General features: G+C 43.2%; 20 protein-coding genes and 2 pseudogenes. 4 read left to right on the plus strand and 18 right to left on the minus strand.

The annotated features are described in order from the left end of the window. Positions 1-6: 6 nt before the first annotated feature. From pheS to thrS, 5 genes are all read right to left on the minus strand, one after another. Positions 7-1,002: a phenylalanine--tRNA ligase subunit alpha gene (pheS, locus tag AC0L6V_RS06960; protein ID WP_409419587.1), complete on the minus strand. Its 996-nt coding sequence runs from the start codon at positions 1,000-1,002 to the stop codon at positions 7-9. Positions 1,003-1,131: 129 nt separating this feature from the next. Further along, positions 1,132-1,488, minus strand: coding sequence for a 50S ribosomal protein L20 (gene rplT / locus AC0L6V_RS06965; protein ID WP_012070283.1), 357 nt, complete (start codon positions 1,486-1,488; stop codon positions 1,132-1,134). 47 nt (positions 1,489-1,535) lie between these two features. Continuing rightward, a complete protein-coding gene (gene rpmI / locus AC0L6V_RS06970; RefSeq protein ID WP_111607288.1) occupies positions 1,536-1,730 on the minus strand; it encodes a 50S ribosomal protein L35 in 195 nt (64 codons plus the stop codon). Between the two features lie 93 nt (positions 1,731-1,823). Then, positions 1,824-2,357 (minus strand): translation initiation factor IF-3, encoded by a 534-nt coding sequence (infC, locus tag AC0L6V_RS06975; RefSeq protein ID WP_265220885.1) that lies wholly within the window; start codon positions 2,355-2,357, stop codon positions 1,824-1,826. Positions 2,358-2,365: 8 nt separating this feature from the next. After that, positions 2,366-4,303, minus strand: a complete 1,938-nt coding sequence (gene thrS / locus AC0L6V_RS06980; RefSeq protein WP_265220884.1) for a threonine--tRNA ligase — start codon at positions 4,301-4,303, stop codon at positions 2,366-2,368. 238 nt (positions 4,304-4,541) lie between these two features. On the opposite strand from thrS, the gene AC0L6V_RS06985 reads away from it, so the two are divergent. The 3 genes from AC0L6V_RS06985 to AC0L6V_RS06995 all read left to right on the plus strand — a co-directional run bounded on the left by AC0L6V_RS06985 (position 4,542) and on the right by AC0L6V_RS06995 (position 5,960). Then, positions 4,542-5,168, plus strand: coding sequence for an O-methyltransferase (locus AC0L6V_RS06985; RefSeq protein ID WP_265220883.1), 627 nt, complete (start codon positions 4,542-4,544; stop codon positions 5,166-5,168). 94 nt (positions 5,169-5,262) lie between these two features. Further along, positions 5,263-5,652 (plus strand): GIY-YIG nuclease family protein, encoded by a 390-nt coding sequence (locus AC0L6V_RS06990; protein ID WP_418138872.1) that lies wholly within the window; start codon positions 5,263-5,265, stop codon positions 5,650-5,652. Between the two features lie 152 nt (positions 5,653-5,804). Continuing rightward, positions 5,805-5,960, plus strand: a complete 156-nt coding sequence (locus AC0L6V_RS06995; RefSeq protein ID WP_418138873.1) for a hypothetical protein — start codon at positions 5,805-5,807, stop codon at positions 5,958-5,960. A 69-nt stretch (positions 5,961-6,029) separates the two neighbouring features. Here the strand turns inward: AC0L6V_RS06995 and AC0L6V_RS07000 are convergent, their stop codons facing one another. The 4 genes and pseudogenes from AC0L6V_RS07000 to ppiC all read right to left on the minus strand — a co-directional run bounded on the left by AC0L6V_RS07000 (position 6,030) and on the right by ppiC (position 8,787). Further along, on the minus strand, positions 6,030-7,376 hold the full coding sequence (locus AC0L6V_RS07000; protein ID WP_265220880.1) for a class II 3-deoxy-7-phosphoheptulonate synthase: 1,347 nt from the start codon (positions 7,374-7,376) through the stop codon (positions 6,030-6,032). Positions 7,377-7,409: 33 nt separating this feature from the next. Then, a pseudogene (locus AC0L6V_RS07005) lies at positions 7,410-8,022 on the minus strand (helix-turn-helix domain-containing protein). Positions 8,023-8,059: 37 nt separating this feature from the next. Beyond that, a complete protein-coding gene (locus tag AC0L6V_RS07010) occupies positions 8,060-8,485 on the minus strand; it encodes a protein tyrosine phosphatase family protein (protein ID WP_265220879.1) in 426 nt (141 codons plus the stop codon). Positions 8,486-8,508: 23 nt separating this feature from the next. After that, positions 8,509-8,787 (minus strand): peptidylprolyl isomerase PpiC, encoded by a 279-nt coding sequence (ppiC, locus tag AC0L6V_RS07015; protein ID WP_321160400.1) that lies wholly within the window; start codon positions 8,785-8,787, stop codon positions 8,509-8,511. A 140-nt stretch (positions 8,788-8,927) separates the two neighbouring features. On the opposite strand from ppiC, the gene AC0L6V_RS07020 reads away from it, so the two are divergent. Further along, positions 8,928-9,725 carry a response regulator gene (locus AC0L6V_RS07020; protein WP_265220877.1) on the plus strand — a complete coding sequence of 266 codons (798 nt, stop codon included), beginning with the start codon at positions 8,928-8,930 and terminating at the stop codon, positions 9,723-9,725. An 86-nt stretch (positions 9,726-9,811) separates the two neighbouring features. Here the strand turns inward: AC0L6V_RS07020 and mutT are convergent, their stop codons facing one another. The 9 genes and pseudogenes from mutT to AC0L6V_RS07065 all read right to left on the minus strand — a co-directional run bounded on the left by mutT (position 9,812) and on the right by AC0L6V_RS07065 (position 19,566). Continuing rightward, on the minus strand, positions 9,812-10,201 hold the full coding sequence (gene mutT, locus AC0L6V_RS07025; protein ID WP_265220876.1) for an 8-oxo-dGTP diphosphatase MutT: 390 nt from the start codon (positions 10,199-10,201) through the stop codon (positions 9,812-9,814). After that, positions 10,201-11,421, minus strand: coding sequence for a bifunctional glutamate N-acetyltransferase/amino-acid acetyltransferase ArgJ (gene argJ, locus AC0L6V_RS07030; RefSeq protein WP_409419589.1), 1,221 nt, complete (start codon positions 11,419-11,421; stop codon positions 10,201-10,203). The genes mutT and argJ overlap by 1 nt, the downstream gene beginning before the upstream one ends. Before the next feature lie 15 nt (positions 11,422-11,436). Further along, positions 11,437-14,140, minus strand: a pseudogene (gene secA, locus AC0L6V_RS07035) (preprotein translocase subunit SecA). A gap of 143 nt (positions 14,141-14,283) precedes the next feature. Beyond that, entirely contained in the window at positions 14,284-15,201 is a 918-nt protein-coding gene (gene lpxC, locus AC0L6V_RS07040; RefSeq protein ID WP_111607275.1) for a UDP-3-O-acyl-N-acetylglucosamine deacetylase, read from the minus strand. A gap of 107 nt (positions 15,202-15,308) precedes the next feature. Continuing rightward, on the minus strand, positions 15,309-16,541 hold the full coding sequence (ftsZ, locus tag AC0L6V_RS07045) for a cell division protein FtsZ (protein WP_265220875.1): 1,233 nt from the start codon (positions 16,539-16,541) through the stop codon (positions 15,309-15,311). Positions 16,542-16,580: 39 nt separating this feature from the next. After that, complete coding sequence (ftsA, locus tag AC0L6V_RS07050) at positions 16,581-17,852, minus strand: cell division protein FtsA (RefSeq protein ID WP_265220874.1); 1,272 nt, start codon at positions 17,850-17,852, stop codon at positions 16,581-16,583. 75 nt (positions 17,853-17,927) lie between these two features. Then, positions 17,928-18,608: a cell division protein FtsQ/DivIB gene (locus AC0L6V_RS07055; RefSeq protein ID WP_265220873.1), complete on the minus strand. Its 681-nt coding sequence runs from the start codon at positions 18,606-18,608 to the stop codon at positions 17,928-17,930. A gap of 3 nt (positions 18,609-18,611) precedes the next feature. Continuing rightward, positions 18,612-19,442, minus strand: coding sequence for a D-alanine--D-alanine ligase (locus AC0L6V_RS07060; protein ID WP_418138874.1), 831 nt, complete (start codon positions 19,440-19,442; stop codon positions 18,612-18,614). Beyond that, the gene (locus tag AC0L6V_RS07065) at positions 19,414-19,566 is read right to left on the minus strand and encodes a hypothetical protein (RefSeq protein WP_418138875.1); all 153 of its coding nucleotides are present in this window, start codon (positions 19,564-19,566) and stop codon (positions 19,414-19,416) included. Before AC0L6V_RS07065 ends, AC0L6V_RS07060 begins: the two co-directional genes overlap by 29 nt.

The raw sequence follows: 19,566 nt of genomic DNA on the forward strand, positions 1-19,566 counted from the left end.
GACTGGTTACTTGAACTGTTTAAGGAAACGCAAATCGTTCTCAAAAAACATACGAAGGTCATCCACTTTATAGCGCAGCATAGCGAAACGCTCTACCCCCATGCCAAAAGCGAAGCCTGTGTATTTTTCGGAATCAATTCCTGACATTTCAAGGACTTTCGGGTGCACCATGCCACAACCCAACACTTCCAACCAAGACTCTTCGCCCTTGCTATTCGTTCGCATGATATCCACTTCAATGGAAGGCTCAGTAAATGGGAAGTAGCTAGGACGAAAACGCACTTTCAAATCGTCTTCAAAGAAAACATTCAGAAATTGCTGCAAAATCCCCTTCAAATCTGCGAATGAAATATTTTCATCAATAAGCAGACCTTCAACCTGATGAAACATAGGCGTATGAGTCTGATCTGAATCACAACGATACACACGACCAGGGCAAATAATACGAATTGGCGGCTGAGTCGTTTCCATTGTGCGTACTTGAACTGGAGATGTATGCGTTCTTAGTACGGTTGATGGATTAAAATAGAAGGTATCTTGCATTGCACGTGCAGGGTGATGCGCAGGAATATTTAACGCTTCAAAGTTGTGATAATCGTCTTCAATTTCTGGCCCTGCAGCCACATCGAAACCAATACCACGGAAAAAAGTTTCGATACGCTCCATGGTACGAGTCACAGGATGCAAGCCACCCACGTCCTGACCTTTACCAGACAAAGAAATATCAATTGTTTCGGTTGCTAATTTAGCGTTTAGTGCCGCTTCTGCAAGAAACTGTTTACGCTCAGTAATTTTTTCCTGAACTTGGTCTTTTGCTTCATTGACCATTTGACCGAATTTTGGTCGGTCCTCTGCAGAAACATTACCAAGCTGTTTCAACAAAGCAGTCAGAGCGCCCTTCTTACCCAAATAATGTACACGTACATCATCCAGAGCGGACTCACTCTCAGACGCAGCCACTGCGCTTAGCGCATCAGCAAGAATCTGCTTTAGGTTCTCCATTTACACACTCCAAAAAATAAAATAGGGGAAGAACCATTGGCTCTTCCCCTATCAAAGACTGCATTGAATGACTCGCTCTATTAAGATTACATCTATCAAGATTGAATCACCCTAAGGCTACGTCAGAAATTAAGCCAAGCTTACTTTCGCTTTTTCAACGATAGCAGCAAAAACTTCTTTCTCGTACACAGCTAGGTCAGCCAAAACCTTACGGTCAATTTCAATAGCTGCTTGTTTCAAGCCAGCAATGAAACGGCTGTAAGACAGACCATTGATACGTGCAGCAGCGTTAATACGAGCAATCCACAATGCGCGGAATTGACGTTTACGCTGACGACGGTCACGGTACTGATACTGACCAGCTTTGATAACAGCTTGTTTTGCTACACGAAATACACGGCTACGTGCACCGTAGTAACCTTTAGCTTGCTTTAAAATCTTTTTGTGACGGCGACGAGCCTGAACACCACGTTTTACGCGAGGCATAATATAAACCTTTTACTAATAAATTAATGAACTAAAAAAATCTAGACTTAGATGTATGGCAACATGCGTACAATAGACGCTTTATCGCACTGCGCGATCTGTCCCATAGGACGAAGATGACGCTTACGCTTAGTCGATTTTTTAGTCAAAATATGACTAGTATGAGACTGTTTATGTTTAAAACCATTCGCGGTACGTTTGAAGCGCTTAGCTGCGCCACTGTGTGACTTAATTTTGGACATGATAAAACCACTCTCGCATTCGTTAATGTTAGTGTAATTTTTCCATAGTTTAGTCTTTAAGAGCCGAAGCCCTTAAAGCCAAATTACTTAAAATTACTTCTTCTTTTTGGGGCCTAGCACCATAGTCAATTGACGACCTTCCATTTTCGCAGCTTGCTCTACTACACCATAATCTTCTAAGTCTGCTGCGACTCGATTCATAAGCTGCATACCAAGCTCCTGATGGGCCATTTCACGACCGCGGTATCGTAACGACACTTTGGCCTTATCCCCGCCTTCAAGGAAACGTATCAGGTTGCGGAGTTTCACCTGATAATCCCCTTCCTCCGTCCCTGGACGGAATTTCATTTCTTTAACCTGGATCTGCTTCGCATTTTTCTTTTGCGCAGCTTTCGCTTTCTTCGCTTCAAAAATATGCTTGCCGTAGTCCATGATTTTGCAAACAATCGGATCTGAATCAGCAATTTGCACTAAGTCTAAAGCAGCCTCTTGAGCTGCTTTTAGTGCCTCTTCAAGAGAGACAACGCCAACTTGTTCACCATCAGCAGCGATCAAACGCACTTCGGTAGCTCGAATGTTCTCGTTGATTAGAGGACGCTGCTTACTAGCGGTACGTCCACGATTCATATTACCTTTTATAGTACTATCTCCATTTCTTGTTTACGGCTACGGCGAGCAACTTCTTTTTGAAGCAAACCTTCAAATTCGGAAATACTCATCACTCCAAGATCTTCGCCAGTACGAGTACGAACAGCAACTTGTTTCTGCTCTACTTCTTTATCACCAACTACAATCATGTACGGCACTCGTTGAAGAGTATGCTCGCGGATTTTAAACCCGATCTTCTCGTTTCTCAAGTCAAGTTTTGCTCTAAAGCCATTTGAATTCAATGTTTTTGCCAAATCAGAGCAATAGTCTGCTTGGCGGTCTGTAATGTTCATGATAACAACTTGTTCAGGCGCAAGCCAGACCGGAAAGGCACCTTCTGTCTCTTCAATCAAAATACCGATAAAACGCTCAAGTGATCCTACTATCGCTCGGTGCAACATTACCGGCGTTTGGCGTGAACCATCTTCCGACACATATTGCGCACCCAAGCGAGTTGGCATTGAAAAATCTACCTGAATGGTGCCACATTGCCACACACGACCAATGGCATCTTTCAAAGAGAACTCAATTTTTGGTCCGTAGAAAGCACCTTCACCTGGCAACTCTTCCCATTCCAAACCGGCAGAATCCAAAGCGTCTGATAAAGATTTTTCAGCCTTATCCCAAACTTCATCTGATCCCACACGCTGTTCAGGACGAGTAGACAAGCGATAAATAATATTGTCAAAACCAAAGTCTGCATAAACTTCGTGCAACAAAGCAATAAATTCAGACACTTCTTGTTGAATTTGACCTTCAGTTACAAAAATATGACCATCGTCTTGAACGAAATTACGCACACGCATAATACCATGTAACGCACCAGAAGGCTCGTTACGGTGACAAGAGCCAAATTCCGCCATACGAAATGGTAAATCACGGTAACTTTTCAGCCCCTGATTATAAACCTGAATGTGGCAAGGACAGTTCATCGGTTTAACGGCATAATCACGATTTTCAGAATGCGTAGTAAACATATTCTCATGATATTTGCCCCAATGCCCAGATTTCTCCCACAGCACACGGTCAACAATTTGTGGTGTCTTCACCTCTTGATAGTGGTTATCAAGTTGCTTCTGACGCATGTATTGCTCAACGGCTTGGTATAGACGCCACCCTTTAGGATGCCAAAATACCATTCCAGGCGCTTCTTCTTGAAGATGAAAAAGATCTAATTTCTTACCTAACTTACGATGGTCGCGCTTTTCAGCTTCTTCGATTCGAGTTAAATAAGCGCTTAATTCTTTTTTATCATTCCACGCCGTTCCATAGATACGCTGTAGCATTTCATTATTAGAATCACCACGCCAGTATGCACCCGCCAGCTTCATCAACTTAAAGTGACGCAACACTCGAGTGTTTGGCACGTGAGGGCCACGACACATATCCATGTATTCTTGATGATGATACAAACCGACTTCTTTTACAGATTCGTCCATATCATCAATCAAGGCGACCTTATAGGTCTCGCCACGTTCAACAAATTGCTGACGCGCATCACCAATCGGTGTCATTTTCTTAACAACATCGTAATCGGTTTTAACCAACTCACCAATACGCTTTTCAATAGCCACCAAATCTTCTGGAGTAAAGGGGCGCTCATAAGCGATATCGTAATAGAACCCTTCATCAATCACAGGACCAATTGCCATTTCGGCAGTCGGGTATAGCTGCTTAACAGCATGCCCAACAAGGTGCGCAAAAGAGTGACGAATAATCTCTACACCCTCAGAATCCTTTCCAGTAATGATGCTTAAGGTAACGTCATCAGAAATCAGCTCACAGGCATCAACCAACTGACCATTTACACGACCAGCAACAGTGGCTTTAGCAAGACCTGGACCAATATCCTCAGCCACTTGCATGACAGTAACAGGATTTGAAAAAGAGCGTTGGCTGCCATCAGGCAAAGTAATTACAGGCATTTTATTCCCCTATCGGAGTCAGTGGTGCTCCATACCAAAGAGCACATGTAAATTTCAGCGCATAAATTAGCATTTTTCGATTATGCATGCGAATCTAATTTAATTGCTGTTTATAGTGGCGCTAAACAGTAACATACAAAAATCAAGCCTTTTTTCTGTCTTTAAGGCATAGACATTCTCTGCATGCAGAGTAAAATTAGCATCCGTTTCACACAGACTTCATTTATCAAAAGGCTCTATGGATCTTTCAACCCTTGACGACTACTGCATTGAGACTACTCAAGCAGAACCTGACCTATTAATTGAATTAGTTGAAAGAACTTATTCTGAAATGGGCTACCCGAACAAGTTATCAGGAAAAACCATTGGCCGCACCTTGAAGCTCCTGGCAAAAATAGCCCGACCTAAACGCGCACTAGAGATCGGTATGTTTACTGGTTATTCTGCACTCTCTATCGCCGAGGGCATGCCTAGCGATGGCAAACTCATTTGCTGTGAAACTAACCCTAGAGCGATTGAATTCGCTCAATCATTTTTTGATCGTAGCGAGCATGGCACAAAAATCCAAACGATTTTTGGCCCGGCGCTCGATACAATCGAATCCCTTGAAGGGGAATTTGACTTTGTCTTTATTGATGCCGATAAGCGCAACTATCTAAATTACTACCAAGCAGTACTACCGCTTGTTAAGTCTGGCGGCCTTATCATCATTGATAACTCCTTATGGCAAGGAAGAGTTCTAGACCCAAAAGAAAACAGCGACGTCGCTGTAAATCAGGTCAACCGCTTAATTGCGCAAGACACACGAGTTGAGAATGTTCATTTGAATGTTCGTGACGGTCTCAACATCGTCGTAAAACACTAAACCCATTTCTTATAAACCCCAGTCACCTTTGGATTACCTCTGGTGACTGGGGTTTATGTGCTATTAAAAAGATATTACGTAAGAGGCAGCGATTTTGGTCGTTTTTAAAATCACAAATAACATCTCCGGCAAACACTACATTGGAACGTCTTTCAATAGTGGCTTCCAACGTTTCGAGCAGTACGTAGAAGCAACAAGCGAAGGTTTGGACTTTCCTTTATACAACGACATTAGGGAGAATGGCGTTGAAGCTTTTACAGTTGAAGAACTATTTGAAACAAGCGACAAAGAAGAGCTTTATGAATTAGAAACGGATTATATTTCTATTTATAACGGCGAAAGTTTGCGAGGCTATAAAATTGCGCAGACGGCTGAAAAATCCGTCAACCTAAACTTTGGCAAAAAAGCGCTATTTGATTCAAATGGCGTATCAACAGCAGAACAACCTAAAAAAGTAAGAAAAGTTGCGGAAAAAAAACAGTAGAACTACCAAAAAAGACAATTGAGCCCGCCCCAACGGCCAAATCTTTTTTTGGCGAGCTTATCGGTGAAGACAGACTAGGAACACCTGTTGCTGCCGCGACTGAAAAGAAAAAAGCGCCCCCTCGCGCCAAAAGCAAAGCCAGCATTCAAAAAATGCTAAACGAGGCGGAAAGAGCCGCCAAAAAGGAACGCGAAGAAAAATTGAAGTCACAGCAACAAGCTGAAGCAGAAGAAATGGCACTCATCATGGCAAAAATTGATGTAACATCTAAATCTGCCACGTCTGCATTTCGTCGCCGTAAAGGCTGATCATCTCTGCAAATAAAAAGGCCCAGATTGATGACAATTCAATCTGGGCCTTTTTATGCTGTCAGCACATCACGCTCTTGCTTTTTTTAGCGTCTCAGAAATCATGAAAGCCAACTCTAAAGACTGATCTGCATTCAAACGAGGATCACAATGTGTGTGATATCGATCCGCCAAATCCGCTTCCGTCACCTCAAAGGCACCACCAACGCATTCAGTCACGTTTTGCCCTGTCATTTCAAAATGCACACCGCCGGCATAAGTACCTTCTGCATTGTGAACTTGGAAGAATTGCTGAACTTCTCTTAACACGTCATCTACACGGCGCGTTTTGTAGCCCGTTGATGCCTTTACTGTATTGCCGTGCATCGGATCACTACTCCAAACCACTTGCTTACCTTCGCGCTGAATGGCACGAATAAGCTTAGGCATTCCCTCCGCCACTTTATCAACACCCATCCTAACAATAATATTCAAACGACCGGCTTCATTCTCAGGGTTCAACACATCACACAGACGCAAAAGGTCCTCAGGATCCATAGATGGACCAGCTTTAACACCGATAGGATTTTTTACGCCGCGCAGAAATTCTACGTGTGCGCCATCCAACTGGCGAGTCCGGTCACCAATCCACAACATATGCGCGGAACAGTCGTACCAATCCCCCGTCAAGCTATCCTTACGAGTTAAAGATTGCTCATATGGCAACAACAGCGCTTCATGAGAAGTATAGAAATCTGTCTCTCTAAGTTGCGCTAAACCAGGACCTATACCACAAGCTTCCATAAACTGTAATGCATCATCTATCTTGTCGGCGACTCCTTGATAACGACTACCAGCTGGACTCGCACTTAAGAAATCTAAATTCCATTGATGCACCTGATGCAAATCTGCAAATCCACCCTGAGCAAAGGCACGAAGTAAATTCATGGTCGATGCACTTTGATTATAAACTTGCAGTAAACGCTCAGGATCTGGAACCCTAGCTTGCTCCGTAAACTCAATACCATTAATAATATCACCGCGATAACTCGGCAGCTCAACACCATTTATTGTCTCTGTTCCCGCCGATCTTGGTTTGGCAAACTGCCCAGCCATTCGCCCAACTTTAACAACTGGGCATTTACCGGCATAAGTCAAAACGACGGCCATTTGCAACATAACCTTAAACGTATCGCGAATATTATTCGCATGAAACTCCGCGAAACTCTCCGCACAATCCCCACCTTGCAGTAGAAATGACTGTCTATTGGCGACCTGCGCTAGGGCTTTTTTCAACTGCCGCGCCTCACCAGCAAAAACCAGCGGAGGCATTTTCCCTAATGTTTTCTCGACGTGAGCTAAATGCTCCGCATTAGGATAAACCGGCTGTTGTAGTGCCGTCTTTTCTCTCCAACTTGTCAATTCCCACTGCTTCATAATGTTCTACAACCTTCTTCTATAAATCACTTATTAACGGGCAACCACCCAAAGTATTTCTGCATCTTTTATTGATGTTGACACAACAGCATGCCCCATAGTGGCATCATAATACACACTGTCACCTTCTTTTAATTCAATTGGCTCATAGAGCCTCAGAGAAAAAATTAATCTTTCCCTGCAATACCAACAGAAATTCTTCACCATCATGACGAACCCACTCTTTAAACTCGGTAAAAGATCTAGCTCGAACGGTTGTCTTAAAAGGCACCATCTTTTTACGACTAATGGAATAATTTAACAGCTCATGCTCATATGTCGCCGTCGGATGAGGCTCACCTTTACCTTTTCGAGTAATGTCACGCCTTCCCGCAATAGAATGCTCACTAGCCTCAACAAACAATTGCGGCAAATCCATTTCCAAGCCTTTAATCAGCTTCTGTACAATGGTAAAACTTGGCGACACTTGATCATTCTCAATTTTCGACAGTGTGGAACGAGCAATACCAGTTCTTTTACCCACCTCTTCAAGTGTCCAGCCTTTTGCAAGACGAATTTCTTTTACTCGCTTACCAAGCTCCAAAGGCTCAACAAATCGGTCTGGATCTGACGCGGTAGCAGTTTCTAGTGACGGACGACTAACCATAATTTCCCAATACTATTTTAAAAAAGCTCAAAAAAGTCTATTTAAGCAATGGAGCCATAGCAGACGTACAACGAGAAAGGTCAAACCCTTTACCTGATACCCTCTCGACCAGCTCGCTATAATCGACTCCCTTACTATTTTCTAACAACACCCACAAAACCGAAGAGCGCGTACCAGTTCGACAAAACGCCAAGGTCTTTTTCTCATTCAACAAAGCATGTCTCTGAAAATCAACTTGATCCTGAGAAAGTGCCGCCAAATTGATAGGGTTGCTAACATACTCCATACCTAAGGATTCAGCCACTGCACGTAAACTATCACCAGAAGGCTGATCATCCGATTCGGCCTCCGGACGATTATTAATGACTCGCTCAAATCCCTGCGCCTTAAGTAAAGCAATATCAGACTCAGTAAGCTGGGGCGCCACAAAATACAATTCATCAAGCTGAACAGGATGACTCATAGCCTTTCTCCTCTTATATAGACTCAGGAACGATATAACACTTTAATGAGATGAAAACCAAACTGGGTTTTAATCGGCCCTTGCACTTTTAATAAAGGCCCAGTAAAAACGGCTTTATCGAAAGCAGCAACCATATCACCTTTACGAAACTCACCAAGATCACCTCCCTTCTTGCCTGATGGGCAAGTAGAGAATTGCTTGGCTAATTTATGAAAATCGGCCCCCTTGTCTAATTTTTCTTTAAGCGACTCCGCTTCCGCCTTTGTTTTCACCAAAATATGACACGCACTTGCTGTCGACATCAAACCCCCTAACATTCAAATTTACTAGATAAAACATGTTAACCTATTTAGTATAATGGAATTCACTATAAGCAATCATTAAGCTTAAATTAGTCTGAGCAAAAAAAGCAGTATTAACATCAATATAGGCAGTTTTCAGTATGAGCAGCTACGCAGCAATAAGTGATCTTTCCTTTCTCCTTGTGGAACCCTCAGACACTCAAAAGAAAATCATCACCAAAGCACTGGAAGAAGCAGGCATAAGAAAAATAGACTATGCAAACAATATCCAAGAAACCATAGAATCGCTGGCGTCATTCCCACCCGATCTAGTTATCTCATCCATGTACTTACCTGATGGCAGTGCCAATGATTTAATTGACAAAATCAGAGCCAATCAAGAAACAGAAAACCAATGTTTCATGCTCATTTCCAGCGAGCGTAACAGAGATCACCTCGAACACTTAAGACAGTCTGGCGTTCTTGCCATACTTCCCAAGCCTTTTAGTAAAACAGACTTACAACGAGCCATTTACGCAACTCTGGATCTTATCGTAGAAGAGGAAATAGACCTAGAAATGTTCGATCCCAAAATGCTACGTGTGCTAGTGACCGATGATAGCCTTATGGCTCGAAAGCACGTCAGCAGAACACTCAATACGATGGGAATAGAAGACATTCAATTCGCAGAAAATGGCAAAGAAGCCATCGAACTACTCAGTAAAATGGAATTTGACCTAATTGTGACAGACTATAATATGCCAGAAATGGATGGCCGAGAACTGACCGAAGCAGTGCGAAGAGACCCCGCACTAGCCCATATCCCAATCCTAATGGTAAGCTCAAACTCAGAAGATAGCCAATTATCAAATATAGCCCAAGAAGGTGTGGATGCGATATGTGGTAAACCTTTTGAACCCAGCGTCGTCAGAAAACTGCTGGCTAAAATACTCAGCTAAAATAAAAAAAGAGCTTCAATTTGAAGCTCTTTTTTTACCTACACGGCGCTTAATATCAGCACACTGACTCACAGTCTACGCTTGTACTATTTTACTTCCGCTATCAAAGCTTCAACAATAACTTTGTTTGCCTCAGGAAACTCATAAGACAGCAAATCAGACACTATCACCCAGCGCACCTCTTGCCCTTCTTTACCCATTGGCTCACCTTCAAAACCAGTGACTTTATAGAAATGCAATTCAACTTGTTTATCACCGTAATCATGCGAGATCGTTTTAAAAAAAGAATACTCCGTTACGGCAATACCACATTCCTCTTTTAATTCACGCACCAAGGCAACATCGACAGCCTCGGAAGGCTCACATTTGCCACCAGGAAACTCCCACAGATTACCTTGATGCTGATTCGATTGTCTAAGGGCAATAAAAACAGAACCATTCCGAAGAATGACCCCAGCCGCTACTTTCACCAACATTAGGTGCGATACTCTGCGTTGATAGTAACGTATTCATGAGAAAAATCTGTCGTCCAAACCACGTCAGATTCGTCTCCCATACCTAGATCAAGCACTATATGAATTTCTTGTGGCGCCATAGCTTGCTTACCGTGCTCCTCCAAATAATCTGGAGAACGACCACCATTACGAGCCACCTCAAAACCATTGATATGCAACTGCACTTTATCAACATCCAAATCTTGCACACCAGCACGACCCACAACGGCTAAAATGCGCCCCCAGTTTGGATCAGAAGCAAACAATGCCGTCTTAACCAAAGGCGAATGTGCAATTTCAAATGCCGTTTTGGTTGCATCAGACTGAATAGCAGCACCGACAACCTCAACCGTCACAAATTTCGTCGCCCCTTCGCCATCTCGAACGATCGCATGAGCCAACTCTTGCATCACTTCGGTAAATGCCACAATAAAGGCTTGAGCAAGAGGCTCATCGACAGACGTTACTTTAGCATTACCCGCCACGCCTGTCGCAATGGCAACGCAAGAATCATTGGTTGACGTATCACTATCAATAGTAATGCGGTTAAAACTTTTATTAACAACGTCTTTCAGTATTGACTGGAGCACTGAAACATCCATAGCAATATCGCTACACACGTATCCCAGCATAGTCGCCATATTAGGACGAATCATACCCGCGCCTTTTGAAATACCCGCAATACTGTAAGTTTTGCCTTCAAAATCAAAAGTACGAATCGACCCCTTTGGCAGAGTATCGGTCGTCATGATACCAACACCGGCTGAATGCCAGTTATTTGCCGACAAGTTAGCTAACGCAGCAGGAATAGCAGCAATAATCTTATCAACCGGCAGCGGCTCACCAATAACACCCGTTGAAAACGGCAGGATGGCTTCTACGTTCACGCCTGTTTGATCAGCCAGAAACTCACACGTCTTTAACGCAGTAGCCAAACCTAATTTGCCCGTTCCTGCGTTAGCATTACCGGTATTAATCAGCAAATAGCGACTTCCAGACAACCCCAAATGCTGCTGGCAAATTCTAACAGGAGCAGCACAAAAAGCGTTTTGAGTAAAAACACCCGCTACCGATGCGCCTTCACATACTTCAAAAATAACGACATCTTTTTTATTCGGTCTTTTGATACCCGCTTCAGCAACACCTATCCGAATCCCTTTTATTTCTGGGATAGCTGGAAAATCATGTAATCCTACCGCCATTTAAACACTCTCCAATTAAATCAGACGACCGTGACATTGTTTGTATTTTTTACCTGAGCCGCATGGACACGGTTCATTTCGACCCACTTTAGGATACTCCTGAGAATCATCCGCGCTTGCAGGAGAGTCAGACAGTGCATCCAAAGAATCATGGATCATGCTCATCGTCATTTTCTCTTCTTGCTTTCTACGGGCCTCTTCAATTTTCGAAGCCTCTTCAGCCGACTGAACTTTCACACGAGTAATGATTTGAATCACTTCAAACTTAATTTGCTCTAACAAACCCTGAAATAATTCAAACGCCTCACGCTTATATTCTTGCTTAGGATTTTTCTGCGCGTAACCACGTAGATGAATACCCTGTCTCAGCATATCCATGGTTTGCAAATGCTCTTTCCACAAGGTATCGAGCACCTGTAAAAGCACCTGCTTTTCAAACGATCTAAATGGCTGCTCACCTGCAATCGCTTCTTTCGCTTGATAATCTTCTAAGAAGCTGTCCAATATCTTCTGACGTAATGGCTCCTCATATAGCTTCTTATCCTCTTCAACCCATTTAACAATAGGCAAAGACAAACCAAATTCATTGCGAATTTTTTCTTCCAAACCTGGAAGATCCCACATATCAAAGATACTTTGCGGCGGAATAAACTCATCAATCAGCCCTGCCACTACCTCTTCACGCATCGCTAAAATGGCTTCAGATAGATCTTCAGACACCATCATTTCAAAACGCTGGCGGTATATAACCTGTCTTTGATCGTTAGCAACGTCATCATATTCCAACAACTGCTTACGAATATCAAAGTTACGACCCTCGACTTTACGCTGGGCTTTTTCAATCGCGTTGGAAACCATCTTATGCTCAATGGCCTCACCTTTTTCCATACCGAGCGCCATCATCATCTTTTTAATACGATCAGACATAAAAATGCGCATTAAGTTGTCTTCAAGGGACAAGTAGAAACGAGACGACCCCACATCGCCCTGACGACCAGCACGACCACGTAACTGATTGTCTATACGTCGTGATTCGTGACGCTCAGTACCAATAATATGCAAACCACCTGCCGCCAAAACAGACTCGTTACGCATTTTCCAGTCAGCTTTTAACGCGTCAATACGCTCTTGACTGGCGTTTTCGCCTAACTGCGCCAACTCAACCTGTAAATTACCACCTAACACAATGTCAGTACCACGGCCAGCCATGTTTGTCGCAATGGTAACCGCCCCTGGACGCCCCGCTTCAGCAACAATTTCAGCTTCACGCTCATGCTGCTTCGCATTCAAAACATTATGCTTAACATTCTTTTTAAGAAGATAATTAGAAAGGAGGCTCTGAATAATCAATAGAAGCGGTACCCACCAAAACAGGTCGGCCTTGTTTTACATTCTCTTCAATGTCCAACACAATGGCTTCAAACTTGTCCTCCGTTGACATGTAAATCAAATCATTGAAGTCTTTACGCTGCACTTGGCGATTGGTCGGAATAACAATGACCGACAATCCGTATATTTGCTGAAACTCAAACGCCTCGGTATCAGCCGTACCTGTCATACCAGACAGTTTTTCATACAAACGGAAGTAATTCTGAAAAGTGGTTGAGGCAAGCGTTTGACTTTCCGCTTGGATAGTCACACCCTCTTTTGCTTCAACCGCCTGATGAATCCCCTCAGACCAACGACGACCAGCCATAGTTCGACCAGTATGTTCATCCACGATGACAATCTGATCACCTTGAATAACATAATCTACGTTCTTCTTGAAAATCACATGAGCTTTTAAACAGGCATGCACATGATGCAAAAGAGAAAGATTACCTGCCGCGTAGAGGCTCTCTCCTTCAGCTAACATCCCTTGTTCAACCAGCCAATTTTCAACAAACGAGTGACCATCTTCAGTCAATTCAATACTGCGTTGTGATTCATCAAAAATATAGTGTCCGGTGGACTCTTCAGTCTCGCTCTCTTCTTGTTTGACCAGAAGAGGAGCAAGCATATTGATTTTTCGATACTGCTCAGAACTGTCTTCAACCGCACCGGAAATAATGAGCGGCGTTCTGGCCTCATCGATCAAGATAGAGTCAACCTCATCGACAACAGAAAAATGCAAATCACGCTGCACACGATCTTCTAAACGAAAGACCATATTGTCACGCAGGTAATCAAAACCAAATTCGTTATTAGTACCGTATGTAATGTCACACAGATAAGCCGCTTTTTTATCGTCACGGTCTTGTCCGGAAAAAACCACACCGACACTCATGTCTAGAAACTCATAAAGAGGTCTCATCCAGTTAGCATCACGCTTCGCCAGATAATCGTTCACTGTGACAACATGGACACCTTTAGAGGATAAAGCGTTTAGGTATACAGCCAATGTCGCAACCAGCGTTTTACCTTCACCCGTCCGCATTTCTGCAATCTTGCCTTCGTTAAGCACCATCCCGCCAATGAGCTGTACGTCAAAATGACGCATTCCCATTACACGCTGACTGGCTTCTCGGACAACAGCAAATGCCTCCGGTAAAATAGAATCCAGTGATTCCCCTTTATCAAGACGATCACGAAATTCACTGGTTTTCCCAGATAGATCATCATCAGATAACTTATGGAAGGACTCTTCAAGTTGATTAATTTGTACAACGATTTTTCTGTATCGTTTAACTTCTCGGTCATTCTTTGTGCCGACAATTTTTTTAATTACAGTTCCTAACATCTTGAACTCATCGTAGCCAATTAGTAATAAAGACAGTCTATCATGGTAATGTGTGACAAAACATGAAATATCAAGGACCTAAATACAAAAAAACCAGACATATAGTCTGGTTTTTCACAATCCGATCAAGAATTAATCACTTACTAAGCACCAACAAATGCTGGCTCTACATAAGAAATCGGATTCATTTGAGCTTCATCTTCAAATACCACGTATTCCCAAGCATCTTGATGCTCAAGTAATGCCAGCAAAAGCTTGTTGTTTAGGGCATGACCTGATTTGTAAGCTTTGTACTCACCAATAAGGCTGTGCCCGAGAAGATACAGATCACCAATCGCATCCAATATCTTGTGGCGCACTAACTCATCGCGGTAACGTAAACCTTCATCGTTTAAAACACGGTAGTCATCAAGAACGATGGCATTTTCCATGTTTGCTCCACGAGCAAGATTATTGTTTTTAAAGTACTCAAGATCCTTCATAAAACCAAATGTTCTTGCACGACTAATCTCTTTAACAAAAGTTGTCGTTGAAAAATCAAATGATGTGCTCTGAACATCTTCACCAATGGCTGGATGCTGAAAGTCAATAGTAAAGGACAAACGAAAACCTGAGTGAGGCTCCAAAGAAGCAAACTTATCACCTTCATCAACGCGAATCGGTTTTTTGACTCGAATGAATCGTTTCAAAGCATTTTGCGCTTCTAGACCAGCTGACTGCAGAAGAAAAACAAAGGGACTAGCACTTCCATCCATAAGCGGAATCTCACTAGCACTCACTTCCACATAAGCGTTATCAACACCTAATCCTGCCATGGCAGACAACAAATGCTCTACAGTACTAACCTTCACATCACCTTGACATAAAGCCGTAGCAAAATTTGTTGACCCAACTGCTCGTGCATCACCATGAATCTCAACAACTGGATCCAAGTCTGTACGAACAAATATGATACCTGTATTAACAGGGGCAGGCTTTAGTGTCAAATACACCTTTTCGCCAGAGTGAAGTCCCACTCCAGTTGCTCGAATAATGTTTTTTAGTGTGTGTTGGCGTACCATTATATTCCTACATTTTTATGACTGGATACTATTCTTATAAAAAATAGTATCAATAACACATTTTTTATACAATCCAACATACTGATATTGCATCGTTTTTACTCAAACTAGTCAGCTTGACGACGTAAAAATGCCGGAATGTCCAAATACGATAATTTATCGCCACCTGAAATCGAAGTTGAATCTACTGACTCATTCTTCTCACTCAAGCCTTTCTCCACCTTTTCCACCTTCATCGTAGATGAAGGCTTCGACACAGGCTGAGCAACAGCCGCTTTTACATCGCTACTACTTTCAGCAGATTGCCCGACCTTTGCCATAACCGGTTGAGAGACAACAGATTCACCAACAGCAGATTGAATTTCAGCTGTAGAGCGACCCTCTAAACCAGTTGCAACCACCGTGACTCGCATTTCATCCCCTACACTAGGATCAATTGCACAACCAATCACGACAGTAGCGTCTTCAGACGCATATTCTTCAATAATCGCACCAACCTCAGTAAACTCAGACAAACCAACTTCTTCGTTAGCAGTAATGTTTACCAGCACGCCTCGCGCACCTCTGAGATTAATATCTTCCAATAACGGGTTATGAATTGCGGCCTCAGCAGCCACTCTTGCTCTATCGTCACCAGAAGCAGACCCTGTCCCCATCATCGCCATCCCCATCTCAGACATAACCGTTCTTACATCTGCAAAGTCAACGTTGATTAAACCTGGTCGCATAATCAAATCTGTTATCCCTTGAACCGCATTAAACAAAACGTTATTCGCCTCGCCAAATGCCTTCAACAACGAAATATTCTTACCTAAAACAGGCAAAAGACGCTCATTTGGAACCGTGATCAAAGAGTCGACATTTTCTCGCAACTCTCTTACACCATCTTCTGCTACTCTGGCACGACGACGGCCTTCAAAAGGAAAAGGCTTAGTTACAACAGCAACCGTCAGTATGCCGAGTTCACGAGCGACTTTTGCAATTACTGGCGCAGCCCCCGTTCCTGTACCACCGCCCATACCAGCCGTGATAAACACCATGTCAGCACCCGTAAGTAACTGGGTGATTTTTTCCTGATCTTCCAGAGCAGAATCACGACCAACCTCTGGATTGGCACCAGCCCCTAACCCCTTGGTGATAGTTGAGCCTAACTGCAAAGAAACACCCGTTTCGAAACCGATTAGTGCTTTTGAATCCGTGTTGGCACAAATAAACTCAACACCTTCCAATCGATTTTCGAGCATGTGACGAACAGCATTACCACCGCCACCGCCAACACCAATTACTTTTATAACAGCGTTATCTGATAGATTATCTTCGGCTAAATCAAAGACATTCATGGGCTTATCGCTCCTCAATAAATTCATAATCAATTCTGACTAAATATAACTTTGAAACCAGTGTTTTAATTTCTGCCACGCCTTCGCTGCACTGAAAGATGGTCCGATTTCTTTAGGAGCCAGAACTGATGTTTCTCGTTTAGTTTGCGTCTTAGACATCATCCGTTTCGAGATTTCAGTTACGTCAGCCTCTTTACTACCATAAGCCAATAATCCAACGCTTGTTGAATATATAGGGTTATCGACAATGTCAGACATTCCTTTAGTACAATCTGGTAAAGATAATCGAACTGGCATCTGAAATACCTTTTCTGCCAGCTCTGCCGCACCTTCCATAAGCGACGTCCCCCCAGTAATTACAATGCCTGCAGGGATTCGCTCGGCATAACCGCTGCGTCTTAACTCATCTAAAATTAAATTGTAAATTTCTTCATATCGAGCCTCAACCACCTCAGTCAAAGCATGACGAGTGATGGATCTTGGCTGACGATCGCCCACACTGGGTACTTGCAAAACCTGATCTGCAGACGCCATTGAGGACATAGCACAAGCATATTTTACTTTAATCTCTTCAGCATGTTGGGTCGGGGTGCGCAAAGCCATTGAAATATCATTGGTCACCTGATCACCTGCGACAGGCACAACGGCAGTATGGTGTAACGCACCATCAAGCCAGACAGCAATATCAGATGTTCCGGCACCAATATCAATCAAGCACACACCCAAATCTTTTTCATCTTCACTCAAAGATGACTCACTGGAAGCTAGCTGAGACAAAATAACACCATCTACTCCCAGTCCACAGCGCTTAATACACTTCTCAACATTCATGACGGCGTTAACCGCACCAGAAATCAAATGCACATTCGCTTCAAGACGTACACCAGACATACCCAGAGGATCTTTGATACCTTCTTGAGAGTCTATATGGTATTCCTGAGGCAAAATATGCAACACTCGCTGGTCAGAGGAAATCGGCACAGCTTGAGCCGCATCAATCACTCGATCAATATCTTCTTTTTGCACTTCACCATTTTTAACAGCAACAATGCCATGCGAGTTCAAGCTTCGAATATGGCTACCTGCCACACTGACATAAACTGAATGTATGTTACAACCCGCCATTAGCTCCGCCTCTTCAACTGCACGTTGAATCGATTGAACCGTTGACTCTATGTTTATAACAACACCACGCTTCATGCCTTTTGAACTATGAGAGCCAATACCGACAATTTCCAAACTACCATCAGCCAGAACTTCGCCAACCAAACAAATAACTTTCGATGTGCCTACATCCAAACCGACTATCATTTCACCTTCCCGGCATCACGTGTTGTTATGACAAGCCCTTCATTACTGTTTAAAAAAGCAACAAACAGGCCAATATCATTTATTTTGCTTCCAACCTACCGCTATCCCATGAGGATAACGAGCATCGACTGATGTTATTTGGTCTATTCTACCCGATAAATCACTCTTATACACGGCTATAAAGCGCTGTAATCTTTCTAAAATATCCTCTCTACCTAGCTTAACCTCTACACCATTGGTAAAAATGATATTCCAAGCGCCCCTTGGCTCTAAAGTAAGAGTAGCAACACGCAAAGAAGTAGAAGCAAGCACCTGACTAATCAGACCGAACTGCTCAAGCACAATACCGCTGGAATCTTCTGGACCATAAAACCGAGTAAGCGGCAAATCTGGTAGCTTAGGCGGCGCAATAATAACCGCCGAGGTGGAGATCAATTGCCCATCTCCCCAGTATGCAAGAGGCGTATGCTCATGAACAAGGACCTGCAACGTATTTGGCCAAACTTTACGAATCTCTGCACTTGCCACCCATTCTGATGACAAAACAACATCCATCACACTCGACAAAGAGACACTCAAAAGACTCTGACCCAACAAAGAAGAATAATCGGACTGCAACTCTTCTTTCGTTGCATATTTTAGTTGCCCCTTAATTTCAATCTTTTGAATAGCAAACCAGGTATCGGGGGAATCATCGCCCTGAAAAGTGGCAACGATTATCAATAAAACCGCCCCTATTAGTGCCGCTATTCTCATAAATCAATCACGCCCTACTTTATCCCAAGCATTTTGCGCAATTTTTTCGACTAAAGAAGCATAATCAATCCCCACATATTTAGCCGCCATAGGGACCAAACTGTGCGATGTCATCCCAGGCGCTGTATTAACCTCCAACACCCAAAACACACCCGCTTGATCACGCATTACATCCACACGCCCCCAACCAGAACAACCCAATGAGCGATATGCATCTAGCGCCAACATTTGCAATTCATTTTCATCATCTTCATTCAATCCACACGGCAATAGATACTGCGTATCATTTGCTATGTACTTCGCCTCATAATCATAAAGCTTATGCTCTGGAGCAGGCTTTAAACCTATTGGCGGATAAGCAACATCATCAATAATCGTAATCGTGAATTCAGGCCCATCAATAAACTCTTCAACCAAGATGTCAGAATCATATTCAAGCGCCTTCAAAAGAGCCTCATCGAGCTCAGATCGATTCATCGCTTTGTTAATACCAATGGTAGAACCTTCTCTAGAAGGCTTAACAATCATTGGGTAAGACATTTGTTGCTCAATCACATCGGCATCTGCATGATTGACAAAAGACAAATAAGCCGGTGTCGGAATGCCAATACCACTCCAAAAACGTTTCGTTAAGACCTTGTCCATTGCAAGACCACATGACAAAGGTGAACTTCCTGTGTAGGGCTTGCCGAGCATTTCAAGCAATGCCTGAACTCGCCCGTCCTCCCCTTCACCGCCGTGAAGAGCAATAAAAGCCAGATCAAACTCAATCGATTGCAACTGGACAATAGGATCGAATGACGCATCAGGCCCATAAAGGTCGAGGCTCGACAACATTAAATCCTTTTGAACGCAGCCCTTCTGCCACCAGAGGCCCACTCTGCATGGAAACATCGCGCTCAGCAGAGCGCCCACCATAAATCACTGCGATAACGGAATCTTTAAGTGTTTGAACCAT

Source organism: Marinomonas sp. G8-14 (assembly GCF_055808935.1).